We start from the raw sequence: 12,501 nt of genomic DNA on the forward strand, positions 1-12,501 counted from the left end.
CACCATCAGTACCACCCGGTACTCAAACAGAGGAAGATCCCGCACCCGCCGCAGCGTCGTCTCGTGCACCTGCCGGGTCCGATGACCGCAGCGTTCGCAGTGCATCCACTGCCGCGTCGGCTTCAGGTGCAGCTCCAGCGTGCCGCCGGCCTCCTCCGGCCAAACTGCACGCTCCAGCCGATAGCCTTCCCAGCCGCCCAGCTTCTGCAACGTCTTCTTGTCCAGCATCGCTCTCTCCCGTGTCCTTCCTGGCTCCACGTGAGACTACGATGCCCTTCAGCGGTCGAACACCTCCCCGGTATCCTTCGATGAACCACAAAAAAGCCCCGCCGAAGCGGGGCTTGTGGTCACCGGCACGAAGGCCGATCACTCGATCTTGATGTAGGCGAAGCCTTCCTCGTTCTGCAGCTCGGCCACGCGCACCACACCCGAGGGCACGAAGTTGACGTGATCGTAGATCAGGTCCTCGTCCAGACCGATCTGCGAACGGGTGATCTCGCACAGCTCGAGCTTCACGCCGTGGGTGCTGGCGAGGCTCATCAGGCGCCCACGCAGGGTGTCGCGCTCTTCCTTGAGCTCCTCGTCGGCCTCGAACGGGGTATCGGCCAGGTCGTCATCGGTCAGAAAGCGGATGCCGTGCGCCACGAACACGATGCGCACGTCGGCATCGATAAACTCGTTCTGGTAATGGGTCATCATGTTGTTGATACTGGTCAGCATCGCAGAGAAGCGGCGCGGGTCGGCAAAGTCGGCGTGATAGACGACCTTGGCCTCCGGCTCGAAGGCCTTGGCCTGCGGCATGAAGGCAATGCTGGCCAGCAGGAGCGCCGCGAACAGCAGGGCCATGCCCGATGCTGTCGCCGGTGCGGCCCGAAGGGTCTGGTTAAATCGATTCATCCTGTTCTCCTTTGAATGGCTTTCTTACTTCTACAGTAGACGCATGCACGGCCCCAGGTCATCCCCATCACGCGCACGACCCGGTTGACGCTGGAGTGCCCCGGGGGTATGCTCTGCCGCCTTTCCAGAACCTAGCGATTTAACGCGAGGGAAGTACTTTGGCAAATATTGCTTCTGCCCGTAAGCGGGCCCGTCAGGCGGTCAAGAACCGCGCCCACAACATGGGGCTGCGCTCCCGTTTCCGTACGGCCATGAAGGCCGTGCTGAAGCCGCTGCACAAGGGCGATGCCCAGGCGGCCGCCGAGGCCTACAAAGAGGCCGTTCCGGTGATCGACAAGACCGTGAGCAAGGGCCTGATTCACCGCAACAAGGCGGCTCGCCACAAGAGCCGCCTGAACGCCCGCATCCGCGATCTGGCCCAGGGCTAAGCCCCCGGGTTCCGGGCCGGCAGTGCCGGCCCGGCGGTTGCAGTGAATCGAAAAAAGCCGCGCCCCGATCTCGGGGCGCGGCTTTTTGTGTGGGCGCAATTCGTGAAGGCCAGGGATGCACTGATCCATTCGCGCGCGCCCCTGCGCGCGCTTTCACCAGCGTGTCTTCAGGGCTGGAACACCCGCGCCTCGCCCTCGCCGCGCGGATCGGAAGCCGCCTCCAGGCGACCCGCCCCGCGCTCCCACAGGATGGCGTGCATGTCACCGAACGGGCGCACCTGCGGCACCAGCTGATGCCCACGCGAGACCAGCTCGCCACGCAGTTCGGCATCGAACGCCCCGGTCTCGTGTTCCACCCGATCGGGCAAATACTGGTGGTGGTAGCGAGGCGCCGCGACGACCTCCTCGATGGATTGCCCCTCGAGCACGCCGAACACGCCGTGCAGGACCATGGTAATGATGCGGCTGCCACCCGGCGTGCCCAGGATCGCCACGCGATCCTCGGTCTCGACGAAGGTCGGGCTCATGCTCGACAGCGGGCGGCGCTGCGGCGCGATGGCATTGGCCTCGAAACCGACCAGGCCATAGGCGTTGGGCGCGCCCGGCTTGGCCGAGAAGTCGTCCATCTCGTTGTTCAACAACACGCCCGTCCCGGGCACCACGTAGCCGGATCCGAACGGATAGTTCAGCGTCAGCGTGGCCGCGACCCGGTTGCCCTCGGCGTCGATCACGGAAAAGTGCGTCGTCTCGCGACTCTCGGCCGCGGCCGAGCCCGGAACCTCGGCCTGCGGCTCCACCGACAGCGGCAGGTAGCGGCTGGGGGTGGCCGTGTCGGGATGGATGGTGGCGCGCAGACCGGCTGCGTAGTCGCGTGACAGCAGCCGCTCCAGCGGCATAGCCACATGGTCCGGATCGCCCAGATACTCGGCGCGATCACGATAGGCGCGGCGCATCGCCTCGATGGTCAGGTGGACGCGCATGTCCGGCGCCAGCGCCTCGAGGTCGTAGAACGCCAGGATGTTCAGGATCTGGCCGAGCGCGACCCCGCCGGAGGATGGCGGCGAGGCGGTGGTGATCGTGGCGCCAAGATAGTCCAGACGCACGGGGTCGCGCTCAACGACCGCGTACCCCGCTAGGTCGTCCAGGGTCCAGATACCGCCGGCCTCGCGCACGCCGGCGACCAGGCGCTCGGCCAGGTCGCCGGTATAGAAACCGCCACGGCCTTCGTCCGCCAGGCGCCGAAGGGTCACAGCGAGATCCGGCTGGCGCAGGGTCGCGCCTTCGTCCGGCAGGCGCCCCGCCTCAAGGTAAATCTCTCGTGCATCAGCCCCGTCGCGCAGGGCCTGATGGCGAAAGCCCGCCATCTGCAGGTAGCGGCCGCTGACCGGAACACCGTCCTCGGCCAGACGGATCGCCGGGGCCAGGCTGTCGGCCAGCGAAAGGCGTCCGTATTCCCGCGCCAAGTGATCCATGCCGGCGGGCATGCCGGGGATGCCGGCGGCAAGCACGCCATCCAGCGACAAGCCGTCGATCACCTCGCCGTCGGCATCCAGATACATGTCGCGGTCGGCCGCGGCCGGGGCGGTCTCGCGGGCATCGAGCATCACGCTGCGGTCGGAGGATGCCTCGTACAGCAGGAAGAACCCGCCGCCCCCGAGCCCGGAGCCGTAGGGCTCGGCTACACCCAGGGCGGCGGTAATCGCGACGGCGGCATCGAAGGCGTTGCCGCCGTCGCGCAGCACGGCTTCGCCCGCCTCGGTGGCGGCCGGATGCGCGCTCGCCACTGCGTGCTGCCCCGGCCCGGCCAGCGCCAGCGGCGCCGCCAGCGACAGGGTGACGAGGACCGCGCAGTGCAGTAGCGGGCGGTGCCAATCCATGTCGCGGCCTACTTCGCGGCCATCAGGGCGTCGTACTTGGCCGTCAACTGCTCGCGGGTCTCCTTGTGATCGGGATCCAGCGGGATGCAGTCCACCGGGCAGACCTGCTGGCACTGCGGCTCGTCGAAATGGCCGACACATTCGGTGCACAGCGTGGGGTCGATCTCGTAGATCTCGTCCCCCGGGTAGATGGCCTCATTCGGGCACTCGGGCTCGCAGACATCGCAGTTGATGCATTCGTCGGTGATCATCAGGGCCATGGGCCGTTCCTCGTATCCAGTGGCGGGGCCCGGCTAGCGTGCTGCGCCGTTTTGTTCGGCCAACATGCGCGCCACACCGGGGCTAACGAATTTTGAGACGTCGCCGCCCAGTCGGGCGATTTCCCGTACCAGACTGGAGGAGACGAAGCTGTACTCCTCCGCTGGTGTCAGAAACAGCGTTTCGACCTCCGGCGCTAGCTGCCGGTTCATCGCTGCGAGCTGGAATTCATGTTCAAAGTCGGACACCGCGCGCAATCCGCGCAGGATCACGTTGGCCTGCTGCGCATGAACAAAGTGCGCGAGCAGGACATCGAAGCCCTGCACCTCCACGCCGGGGATATCACCTACCGCCTGTTTGGCCAGGGCCACGCGGGTCTCCAGCGGGAAGGCTGGGCCCTTGTTGGGACTGGCGGCCACCGCGACTACCACGCGATCGAACAACCGTGCCGCACGGCGCACGATGTCCGTGTGACCGTGGGTGATCGGGTCGAAGGTGCCAGGATAGATGGCAGTAACGGACATGGGCGAAAGGCCGGTCGGGAAAGCCCCCATTAGACCGCAAGCACCGCGAACAGACAAAATGCCTTTCGCGCACGCCGCGCCCGCATCAAACAAGGACTGCCCGATGAGTGACGACTACCGCCCCCCGCTCGCCGACTACTGGGACCAGCTCGAGTCCCGCTACGGTGGCGGCTTCAACTTCCATCAGATCTCGCGCGACGAACTGGCGCAATTGGTGGAGCACCTGCGTCAAGCGGTAAAGAATGACCCGCAGGTCACGGACGTGGAGAAGCAAAACCTGGGCCTGGTGCTCAAGCACGCCGAACAGACCCTGGAAAAACGCTCGGCCTGAGTAACAGAGGGCTTTCATTGCGAGCGCAGCGCGGCAATTAACACCCTGCACATCGCCACGTCGCTTCGCGACTCACGATGCCGGAGCCACGTGGTCCTACGGCGTACGTGCCTCGACCGCCACGGCACAGGGCGGCAGGGCTCGACACTCGGCGCCGCCGTCCGGAGCCTTCGCCGCAGCGCCCAGGGTGCGCGCATACGCTCCCGGTCCCGCCAGACCGGCCGCACAGCTCGCGGCCTCGCGTGCCTGCTCACCGCACTCGCGAGCGGTCAGCACGTGCGCGAGGTTGTTCCAGCCCTCGTGGCGGGCCGGATCGCGCTCGATCAGCGCCCGCAGGGCATTCTCCGCCGCCGGCAGATCGCCCTGGGCAAAGGCCACGTTGGCGCGACCCACGTAGGGGATCGGTTCATCGGGCCAGCGATCCATGGCGGTTTCGTAGCCCGTGGCCGCCGCCGCAAAGCGCCCGGTCTGTTCCAGTTCGTTGACCGCACGCAGCCAGCGCAGCGGCTGGGCGGTGGCCGGCAGGGTATCGGGGGGCATCACAAGGAAGGCCCAGCGCTCACCCCGCGCCCAGGTGCGCTCGAAGCGGGCAAAGGAATTCACGTGGCGCTGGATCGGGCCGCTGCGCAGGAAGATCTCCCGGTCCTCCAGGTCGTATCCGATCACCACCGCAAAGTGCCATTCCGGGATCAGGGCCACCCCGAGGTTCTGGAACACCACCACCGGGTTGCCCGCCGCCACCTCGCGCAGGATCGCCTCCAGTTGGGGCTCGATACGGTAGGCCACCTGGTCGCGCGCGCGCACCGCCGCGCGCATCTCGGTCTGCAGGCTGCCCGCGCGGGCGGGGATATAAACCTCCTCGATCAGATCATCCAGCGCGGCATCGATACCCCGGGCATTCAACGCCGTGGCCAGCGCGGCGGGGCCGCACTGGTATTGCTCCTGGGGAAAGAACGGCGTGTCAGCCAGTTCGACGCGCGCCGGCAGGTCGGTCGGACGCTCGCTCGCCAGACCCGCGCTCTGCGGCGCGGTGGCACAACCGGTCAGCCAGAGGAGCGCGGCGAGCGCGAGAAACCCCGAGACTCGCCGCGTCGAGATGAACCCCATGCAGGGCGTGGCTTAGCGGGCCGGCCCGACAAACGAGAAGATGTCGGTCACACCCACTGCATCCAGGATCACGAACACCACGAACACGATGGCGACCACACCCAGGACGCTGGCCGCGCCGGCCGGGTCGGTCTCCATGTGCGCCTCCAGCTGCGCCAGTTCGTCGTCGGTCAGGCGGGCCACACGCTGCTCGGCACGCTCGGGATCAACCCCCATCTCGACCAGCTGCGCGCGAACCTCGGCGTCATTGAGCTGTTCCAGCAACTGGGCGCGGGTGTCGTCCGCGCTGGCCTGCTGGATCATGCTGCCGGTATCCAGCATGCCGACATCGGCGAATGCCGGGGTGGCGGGCAGCAGGGTCAGGGCCAGCGCGACCAGCAGGGCCGCGGGTGCGGACAGAACTCGACGGACCGAATGAACGCTCATGGGCAGACTCCTTGAAATCGGTGAACAGTTGTTTGAAGTGTAGCCCGCCAGAACCGCGAATTGACCGGCCGCACACGAAAATCGCGGCCGGTTTCACACGTCTGTCAGTTTGCCTCGGGGGCGTCGACCACCTTGATCTCGTACTCCAGGACCTCGACACCACGTGCCCAGGCCCCGCCGCACACGGAGTCGTCGCGCGTGCGTTCCTGGGTCTCGCCCGGCCCCAGCGTGCGCCACACGCGGGTCGTCGTGCGCACGTCGTCTTCCAGCTCTCCGGGGCAGTTGTAGGCGGTCTTGGTGACGCGGACTTCCAGCCAGTCATCCGTGTTGTTGGTCGCGCGCCACTGTCCGCGCACGTTGGCGCAGCCGTATTCGTGCATGCGGTATTCGAAGGCCACCTCGTCCGGCGAACCGTCCGCCGGGGCGAAGTAAGCGCCCTGGGCCGCGACCTGGCCGGGCGCGACAAACGCGGCGGCCAGCACACTGGCAGCGGTCAGGGCGAGGGTGCGATTGAGAATGCGCGAGTACATGATTTCCTCCATCCGGGATCCGGTTGTGGGCCCGTCTTGCGCGGGCTTGGCAGAGAATAGACGCTGACCAGACAGCGCTTGTGCCGATTCCTGTTGTCTGGCGGGGTTTTTCCTCGCCAGCCCCGGTCGTTGGCTCCCATCCTCGCAAACCGAGCTGAAACGCATATGAACGAGATCGTGCCCGATTCGACCCTGACCTGCCCGGAATGCGGGCACCAGAAGAAGGAAACGATGCCCACCGACGCCTGCCAGTGGTTCTACGAATGCACCGGCTGCGGGGCCCTGCTGCGGCCACTTCCAGGGGACTGCTGCGTGTTCTGCTCCTACGGCACCGTGCCCTGTCCGCCCATTCAGCAGGAGGGCCCGGGCGGCTGCTGCTCCGCGTCATGAGGCCGGCGCTCGTGACCGCCGCCCTGGGACGCCTGCGCGGCGACTTCCCGCTGGAACAGCGCCTGCGCGATGCCCCCGAAGCCGTGCGCGCCACCTATCTCGAAGTCCTGGAACACTGGCGCCAGCACGGACGGTCACCAGAGGCCCGGGAGCTGGATATCCGCGCGCTGGAGCGACTGGCCGCGCTGGATGCCGTGGCGCATCAGGCCCAGGGTCTGGGCTGCTATCCGTACAGCGCCGCACCGGGCAGCATCACGGTCAGCGTCGCCGATGGCAGCCCGGTCGCCGCGATGTGCGCCGTCGATGCCCTAGCCATCCCGATGCTAAGCGGTGCACATAGCCGGATCGAGGCGGCTTGCAGCCACTGTGGCGCCGCGCTCAGCCTGGAATCCGGGCCCACTGCGGTTGCGGATACGGCCTCCGTGTGGGTGCATTACCGGCCGCGCCGCGCGGACAACACCCCGTGCTGCGCCAGTCTTTGTGACGGCATCACCTTCGTCTGTGCGCGTTGTGCGCCGGCCGAACATGCGGACTATCTGCGCGTCGACGAGGCGGACAGGGTCGCCCGGCAGTTCTTCGCCTTCCAGCGGGCCTGGCTGGACGCCGACGCCCACTCGCCCGGAAAGGACTAGTCGGTCTTGACCTCGAACGGAGGGCAACGCTTGGGCAGCAATTCGCCCCGGATGCGCGGGTAGCAGGGCAGGCCCTGGTCGAACGGCGGGGCGTCCTCGCCCTGGATCAGCGGGCGCAGGTAATCGCGCGCGGCCTGGGTGATGCCGTAGCCGTCCGGGGTGATGTACTCGCGCGGCATGCCCTGCTCGACGTCGGCCACGGTCTCCAGCGGGGTAAAACCGATACTCCAGCGGTAGGGATCGTTGGAATCGCGGCGGATGATCGGCATGAAGGCATCCTCGCCGGCCACCACGCCCTCCACCGCCGCACGGCCACAGGCATAGGCCTGCTCCACGTCCACCTTCGACGCGATATGCCGCGCGGAGCGCTGGATATAGTCGACCACCGCCCAGTGCAGCTTGTGTCCGGTCTGTTCGCGAATCAGCTCGGCCAGGCGCGGGGCGGCGCCGCCCAGCTGGGTGTAGGCGTACACATCATGGCTTTGCGCCACCGAGAACAGGGTGCCATCCGGGTTTTTCAGACCCTCGGAGACGACCACCACACAGTAGCCGTGACGCTCGATCGTCCGGTTCAGGTGCTCGAGAAAGTCGTCCTGGTCAAACAGGGTCTCGGCGAACAGAATCAGCATCGGCGGCTGGCCGTCAAACTCCTGTGCCAGCGCGGCGGCAGCCGCCAGCCAGCCGGCATGCCGCCCCATCACCTCCAGCACGAACACCTTGGTGGAACTGGTGTGCATGGATTCGACATCCAGGCTGGCCTCGCGCACGACCGTGGCGATGAACTTGGCGGCGGAGCCGAACCCGGGGCTGGAGTCGGTCACGGCGAGGTCGTTGTCGATCGTCTTGGGTACCCCGATCGCCTTGATCGGGAAGCCCATGCGATCCCCCATCCGGGCGATCTTCAGTGCGGTGTCCATGGAACCACCGCCGCCGTTGTAGAAGAAGGTGCCGATGTCATGGGCGCGGAAGACCTCGACCAGGCGTTCGTACTGCTCCGGGTCCTGGTCGGGATCGCCCAGGTCGAAGCGGCAGGAACCGAACGCCCCGCCGGGGGTATGACGCAGGGCCGCCAGGGTCAGCGGGTCCTCCTGATCCAGGTCAATGATCTCCTCGCGCAGGACGCCAAGAATGCCGTCGCGCGCCGCATAGATCTTCCCAAAATGGGCCGGATGCGCGCGTACCGCCTCGATCACCCCCCAGGCGCTGGCGTTGATGACGGCGGTAACCCCGCCGGATTGGGCGTACAGCGCGTTTTGCGGCATGCGAGTCTCCTGTTTCGGTTCGATCCCGGATGCCATGCAGACACAGTGCCAGGCTAAAGGATGCGGCGGATCGGCCCATCCGGGTGCTTTTGCTACACTATGCCGGTTAAGACACCCGGCGCACCGGGGCCGTTCGCCCCGTCATGGTGCTCACGCACCTCGATTGCGCGGTGTCACCCGATTCACAACAGCATCAGGATTGCATCATGCATATCGGCACGACTTTGACCAACTACATTATCGAAACCCAGCGCGGTATCCAGGGCGCGACCGGCGAATTCACCGGCCTGCTGAACGATATCTCGGTGGCCTGCAAGAAGATCTCCGACCTCGTCGACAAGGGTGACCTGGTCGGCGTTCTCGGCTCCGCCGGCTCCGAGAACGTGCAGGGCGAGACGCAAAAGAAGCTCGACATCATCACCAACGAGGTGTTCATCGAGGCCCTGGGCCACAACGGCCACGCCGCCGGCCTCGCCTCCGAGGAGATGGACGAGATCTGCGAGATGCCGGCTGGCGCCCCGCGCGGTCATTACCTGGTCCTGTTCGACCCGCTGGACGGCTCCTCCAACATCGACGTGAACGTCTCCGTCGGCACGATCTTCTCCATCCTGAAGGCGCCGGAAGGCGTCTCTGATCCGAAGACCGAGGACTTCCTGCAGCCGGGCACCAAGCAGATCGCCGCCGGCTACTGCCTGTACGGTCCGTCCACCATGATGGTGCTGACCACCGGGAAGGGCGTGCAGATGTTCACCCTGGACAAGGACTTCGGCGAGTTCCTGCTGACCAAGGACAGCGTGCAGATCCCGGAAGACACCGAGGAATTCGCGATCAACATGTCCAACAGCCGCTTCTGGGAAGCCCCGGTCAAGCGCTACATCGACGAATGCCTGGCCGGCAAGGAAGGCGCTCGCGACAAGGACTTCAACATGCGCTGGGTGGCCTCCATGGTCGCCGAGGTGCACCGCATCCTGTCGCGCGGCGGCGTGTTCATGTACCCGATGGACTCCAAGATGCAGGCCAAGGGCACCGCCGGCAAGCTGCGCCTGATGTACGAGGCCAACCCGATGAGCTTCATCATCGAGCAGGCGGGCGGCGTCTCCACCACCGGTCGCGAGCGCATCATGGATATCAGCCCCACGGGCATTCACCAGCGCGTGCCGGTGGTCCTGGGCGCGAAGAACGAAGTGGAGCGGATCACCCGCTACCACAACGAGGGCTAACAACGCCTCGCGCATCGGACACCCCGATGCGGTCCCAAAGGCCCGGTCCCGCAAGGCGCCGGGCCTTTTTGTTGCAATCTTTGTTGCAATCAGGACGACGCGGATGGGCTCGGACGCGCGTGGCCCAACCCGAACGGACGTTAATGAATGACGCAACCCACAGATAAACGACCAGACGCCCCAACCCGGGGCGAGGCCTTTCGTTACTGGCTCAAGCTCGGCTTCATTTCGTTCGGGGGTGCCGCCGGGCAGATCGGGATGATGCACGAGGAGCTGGTGGAACGACGTCGCTGGGTCTCCGAGAACCGCTTCCTGCATGCGCTGAACTACGCGATGGTCCTGCCCGGCCCGGAGGCGCAGCAGCTGGCGACCTATCTCGGCTGGCTCCTGCACGGCACCTTCGGCGGCCTGATGGCCGGGCTGCTGTTCATCCTGCCCTCGCTGGTCCTGATCACCGGGCTGTCCTGGGTGTACCTGGCCTTTGGCGACGTGCCGGCGGTGGAGGCGGTGTTCTACGGCATCAAACCCGCGGTAATCGCGATCATCGTCTATGCCGGGTGGCGCATTGGCGGACGCGTGCTGAACAACGGCCTGCTATGGCTGATGGCCGTTGCGGCGTTCCTGGCGATCTTTGTGCTCAACATCCCGTTCCCGTACATCATCATCGCCGCGGGGCTGTTCGGCTGGCTGGGCAGCCGCGTCTGGCCGGAGCGCTTCCGAAGCGGCGAATCGCACAGCGCCAGCAGCCACAAGGCCATGGGGCCGGCCGTGGTGGACGACGACACCCCACCCGCGCCCTGGATGCAGTTTCGCTGGTCGCGGGTGATCCGCTTCCTCTTAGTCGGCCTGGGCCTGTGGGCCGCGGTGTTCGGTCTGCTGCTCGCGGTATTTGGGTGGGACGCCACGCTGACCCGCATGGGGCAGTTCTTTACCCAGACCGCCCTGGTGACTTTCGGCGGCGCTTACGCGGTACTGCCGTACGTGTACCAGGGCGGGGTGGAGACCTACGGCTGGCTGAGCCCGACCCAGATGATCGACGGGCTGGCACTGGGTGAGGCGACGCCGGGGCCGCTGATCATGGTCGTCACCTTCGTCGGCTTCATCGGCGGCTGGACCCAGGCCTTCCTCGGCCCGGATCAGGTCCTGCTGGCCGCCTTGCTCGGGGCGCTGGTCGCGACGTTCTTCACCTTCCTGCCGTCGTTCCTGTTCATCCTGATCGGCGCGCCCCTGGTCGAGCGTACCCGGGGCGATCTGCACTTCACCGGCCCATTGACCGGGATCACCGCCGCCGTCGTCGGCGTGATCGTGAACCTGGCCGTGTTCTTCACCTGGCACGTCCTCTGGCCCGCCGGTTTCGACGGCGCCTTCGAGTGGTTCTCCGCCCTGCTGGGGATCGCCGCCTTCATTGCCCTGGCCCGTTTCCGGATGGGCGTCATCCCTCTGATCCTCGTGTGCGCCGCTCTCGGCGCCGGGTATCAACTGCTACTGTAGAGGGCCGACACCCGTATCGCGCGGGGCCTGCCACGCGCCGACGGAGGCGTCACACAATCCGCCCCTCCGGCTGTGCTTCCGGGTCCCGGTACAGTGCGGTCAGGTTGGCAACCGTAGTGTCGGCGATGTTGCCCAGGGCCTCGCGGGTCAGGAAGGCCTGGTGGCCGGTGACCAGCACATCGTCGCGCTGCATCAGTCGCGCCAGGCGCCGATCCGGCAGGCCCGACAGCGACCAGTCACGGAAGAACAGCCCCGCCTCGTCCTCGTAAACATCAAGCGCAAACCCGCCCAGCTGACCCGACTCCAGCGCGGCCTCGGCGGCGTCGGTATCCACTAGCGCACCACGAGCGGTATTGATCAGCACTGCCCCGTGCGGCAGCAGTGCCAGGCGCTCGGCGTTGATCAGGTGGTGGTTGTCGCGGGTCATCGGGCAACTGAGGCTCACAACCTGCGACGCCTCCAGCAGGGGCTCCAGTTCCAGATACGTCACACCGGCCGCCTGCAGATCTGCATTCGGGTAGGGGTCATGCGCCAGCACGCGGCAGCCGAAGCCCAGCATGATGCGCGCAAAGGCCTGCCCGATGCGCCCGGTACCGACGACCCCGACCGTGCGCCCGACCAGATCGAAGCCAGTCAGGTGATCCAGCCGGAAGTCGCCGCGTCGAGTGCGATCCCAGGCGCGGTGGGTCTTGCGGTTCAGGGTCATCAACAAGGCCACTGCGTGCTCGGCAATCGCGTTCGGCGAATAGGCCGGGACCCGGGCCACGCGGATACCCAGGCGTTGGGCGTGCTCCACATCCAGGTTGTCGTACCCAGAACAGCGCAGGGCGATCACCTGAATGCCATGACTTGCCAGCGCATCGAGCACCGGCCCATGCAGATCGTCATTGGTAAACACACACACTGCCCGCGCCCCCGCGGCCTGGTGGGCGGTTTCGGCAGTCAACCGCTCGGTAAACAGGCGCGGCGTCATGCCCGCGGCCTCGAGCGCCGGAACCAGGCATTCTCGGTCGTGTTGCTGAGTGCTGAATACGGCAACCTGCATGACCCTGTCCCCAAGCGAAGTGGAATTTGAGGATAACGCAGGCAACCCGGGTTCGGTGGTCCCGGGGCGGTGGATCACCTGTC

16 protein-coding genes are annotated in these 12,501 nt (G+C 66.5%); 6 read left to right on the plus strand and 10 right to left on the minus strand.

Annotated features, from left to right (window positions below):
* Together F816_RS0109560 and F816_RS0109565 are read right to left on the minus strand one after the other, a co-directional pair.
* On the minus strand, positions 1 to 228 hold a 228-nt coding region (locus F816_RS0109560), incomplete at its 3' end, for a transposase family protein (protein WP_019594547.1).
* Between the two features lie 138 nt (positions 229 to 366).
* Positions 367 to 897: a DsrE family protein gene (locus tag F816_RS0109565; protein WP_018937458.1), complete on the minus strand. Its 531-nt coding sequence runs from the start codon at positions 895 to 897 to the stop codon at positions 367 to 369.
* Positions 898 to 1,055: 158 nt separating this feature from the next.
* Between F816_RS0109565 and rpsT the strand changes: the two genes are divergently transcribed.
* A complete protein-coding gene (gene rpsT, locus F816_RS0109570) occupies positions 1,056 to 1,325 on the plus strand; it encodes a 30S ribosomal protein S20 (RefSeq protein WP_019612252.1) in 270 nt (89 codons plus the stop codon).
* A gap of 167 nt (positions 1,326 to 1,492) precedes the next feature.
* Here the strand turns inward: rpsT and ggt are convergent, their stop codons facing one another.
* From ggt to coaD, 3 genes are read right to left on the minus strand one after another with little or no spacing between them, the layout of a single operon-like run.
* Positions 1,493 to 3,202, minus strand: a complete 1,710-nt coding sequence (gene ggt / locus F816_RS0109575; RefSeq protein ID WP_019594548.1) for a gamma-glutamyltransferase — start codon at positions 3,200 to 3,202, stop codon at positions 1,493 to 1,495.
* Between the two features lie 8 nt (positions 3,203 to 3,210).
* Complete coding sequence (locus F816_RS0109580) at positions 3,211 to 3,462, minus strand: YfhL family 4Fe-4S dicluster ferredoxin (protein WP_018145021.1); 252 nt, start codon at positions 3,460 to 3,462, stop codon at positions 3,211 to 3,213.
* 33 nt (positions 3,463 to 3,495) lie between these two features.
* The gene (coaD, locus tag F816_RS0109585; protein WP_019594549.1) at positions 3,496 to 3,984 is read right to left on the minus strand and encodes a pantetheine-phosphate adenylyltransferase; all 489 of its coding nucleotides are present in this window, start codon (positions 3,982 to 3,984) and stop codon (positions 3,496 to 3,498) included.
* 103 nt (positions 3,985 to 4,087) lie between these two features.
* Here coaD and F816_RS0109590 point away from each other — a divergent pair, with 103 nt between their 5' ends.
* Positions 4,088 to 4,315, plus strand: coding sequence for a hypothetical protein (locus tag F816_RS0109590; protein ID WP_019594550.1), 228 nt, complete (start codon positions 4,088 to 4,090; stop codon positions 4,313 to 4,315).
* 96 nt (positions 4,316 to 4,411) lie between these two features.
* Here F816_RS0109590 and F816_RS0109595 read toward each other — a convergent pair whose 3' ends face one another.
* The 3 genes from F816_RS0109595 to F816_RS0109605 form a co-directional block, all read right to left on the minus strand.
* Positions 4,412 to 5,422, minus strand: coding sequence for a PA2778 family cysteine peptidase (locus F816_RS0109595; RefSeq protein WP_019594551.1), 1,011 nt, complete (start codon positions 5,420 to 5,422; stop codon positions 4,412 to 4,414).
* Positions 5,423 to 5,434: 12 nt separating this feature from the next.
* Positions 5,435 to 5,848, minus strand: coding sequence for a PA2779 family protein (locus F816_RS0109600; protein ID WP_019594552.1), 414 nt, complete (start codon positions 5,846 to 5,848; stop codon positions 5,435 to 5,437).
* Between the two features lie 104 nt (positions 5,849 to 5,952).
* Entirely contained in the window at positions 5,953 to 6,390 is a 438-nt protein-coding gene (locus tag F816_RS0109605) for a hypothetical protein (RefSeq protein ID WP_019594553.1), read from the minus strand.
* A 153-nt stretch (positions 6,391 to 6,543) separates the two neighbouring features.
* Between F816_RS0109605 and F816_RS0109610 the strand changes: the two genes are divergently transcribed.
* Entirely contained in the window at positions 6,544 to 6,768 is a 225-nt protein-coding gene (locus F816_RS0109610; RefSeq protein ID WP_019594554.1) for a GDCCVxC domain-containing (seleno)protein, read from the plus strand.
* Positions 6,765 to 7,400: an organomercurial lyase gene (gene merB / locus F816_RS0109615; protein WP_019594555.1), complete on the plus strand. Its 636-nt coding sequence runs from the start codon at positions 6,765 to 6,767 to the stop codon at positions 7,398 to 7,400. The genes F816_RS0109610 and merB overlap by 4 nt, the downstream gene beginning before the upstream one ends.
* Here merB and F816_RS0109620 read toward each other — a convergent pair.
* Positions 7,397 to 8,662 carry a 6-phosphofructokinase gene (locus F816_RS0109620; protein WP_018168850.1) on the minus strand — a complete coding sequence of 422 codons (1,266 nt, stop codon included), beginning with the start codon at positions 8,660 to 8,662 and terminating at the stop codon, positions 7,397 to 7,399. The two genes, merB and F816_RS0109620, sit on opposite strands and share 4 nt — an antisense overlap.
* Positions 8,663 to 8,868: 206 nt before the next feature.
* On the opposite strand from F816_RS0109620, the gene F816_RS0109625 reads away from it, so the two are divergent.
* Together F816_RS0109625 and chrA are read left to right on the plus strand one after the other, a co-directional pair.
* On the plus strand, positions 8,869 to 9,882 hold the full coding sequence (locus F816_RS0109625) for a class 1 fructose-bisphosphatase (protein ID WP_019594556.1): 1,014 nt from the start codon (positions 8,869 to 8,871) through the stop codon (positions 9,880 to 9,882).
* A gap of 147 nt (positions 9,883 to 10,029) precedes the next feature.
* Complete coding sequence (gene chrA, locus F816_RS0109630) at positions 10,030 to 11,373, plus strand: chromate efflux transporter (protein ID WP_019594557.1); 1,344 nt, start codon at positions 10,030 to 10,032, stop codon at positions 11,371 to 11,373.
* A gap of 49 nt (positions 11,374 to 11,422) precedes the next feature.
* On the opposite strand, the gene F816_RS0109635 is transcribed toward chrA, so the two are convergent.
* Positions 11,423 to 12,418 (minus strand): 2-hydroxyacid dehydrogenase, encoded by a 996-nt coding sequence (locus F816_RS0109635; protein WP_019594558.1) that lies wholly within the window; start codon positions 12,416 to 12,418, stop codon positions 11,423 to 11,425.
* Between the last annotated feature and the right edge of the window lie 83 nt (positions 12,419 to 12,501).

Source organism: Thioalkalivibrio sp. ALM2T (assembly GCF_000381505.1).
Lineage (GTDB): Bacteria > Pseudomonadota > Gammaproteobacteria > Ectothiorhodospirales > Ectothiorhodospiraceae > Thioalkalivibrio > Thioalkalivibrio versutus.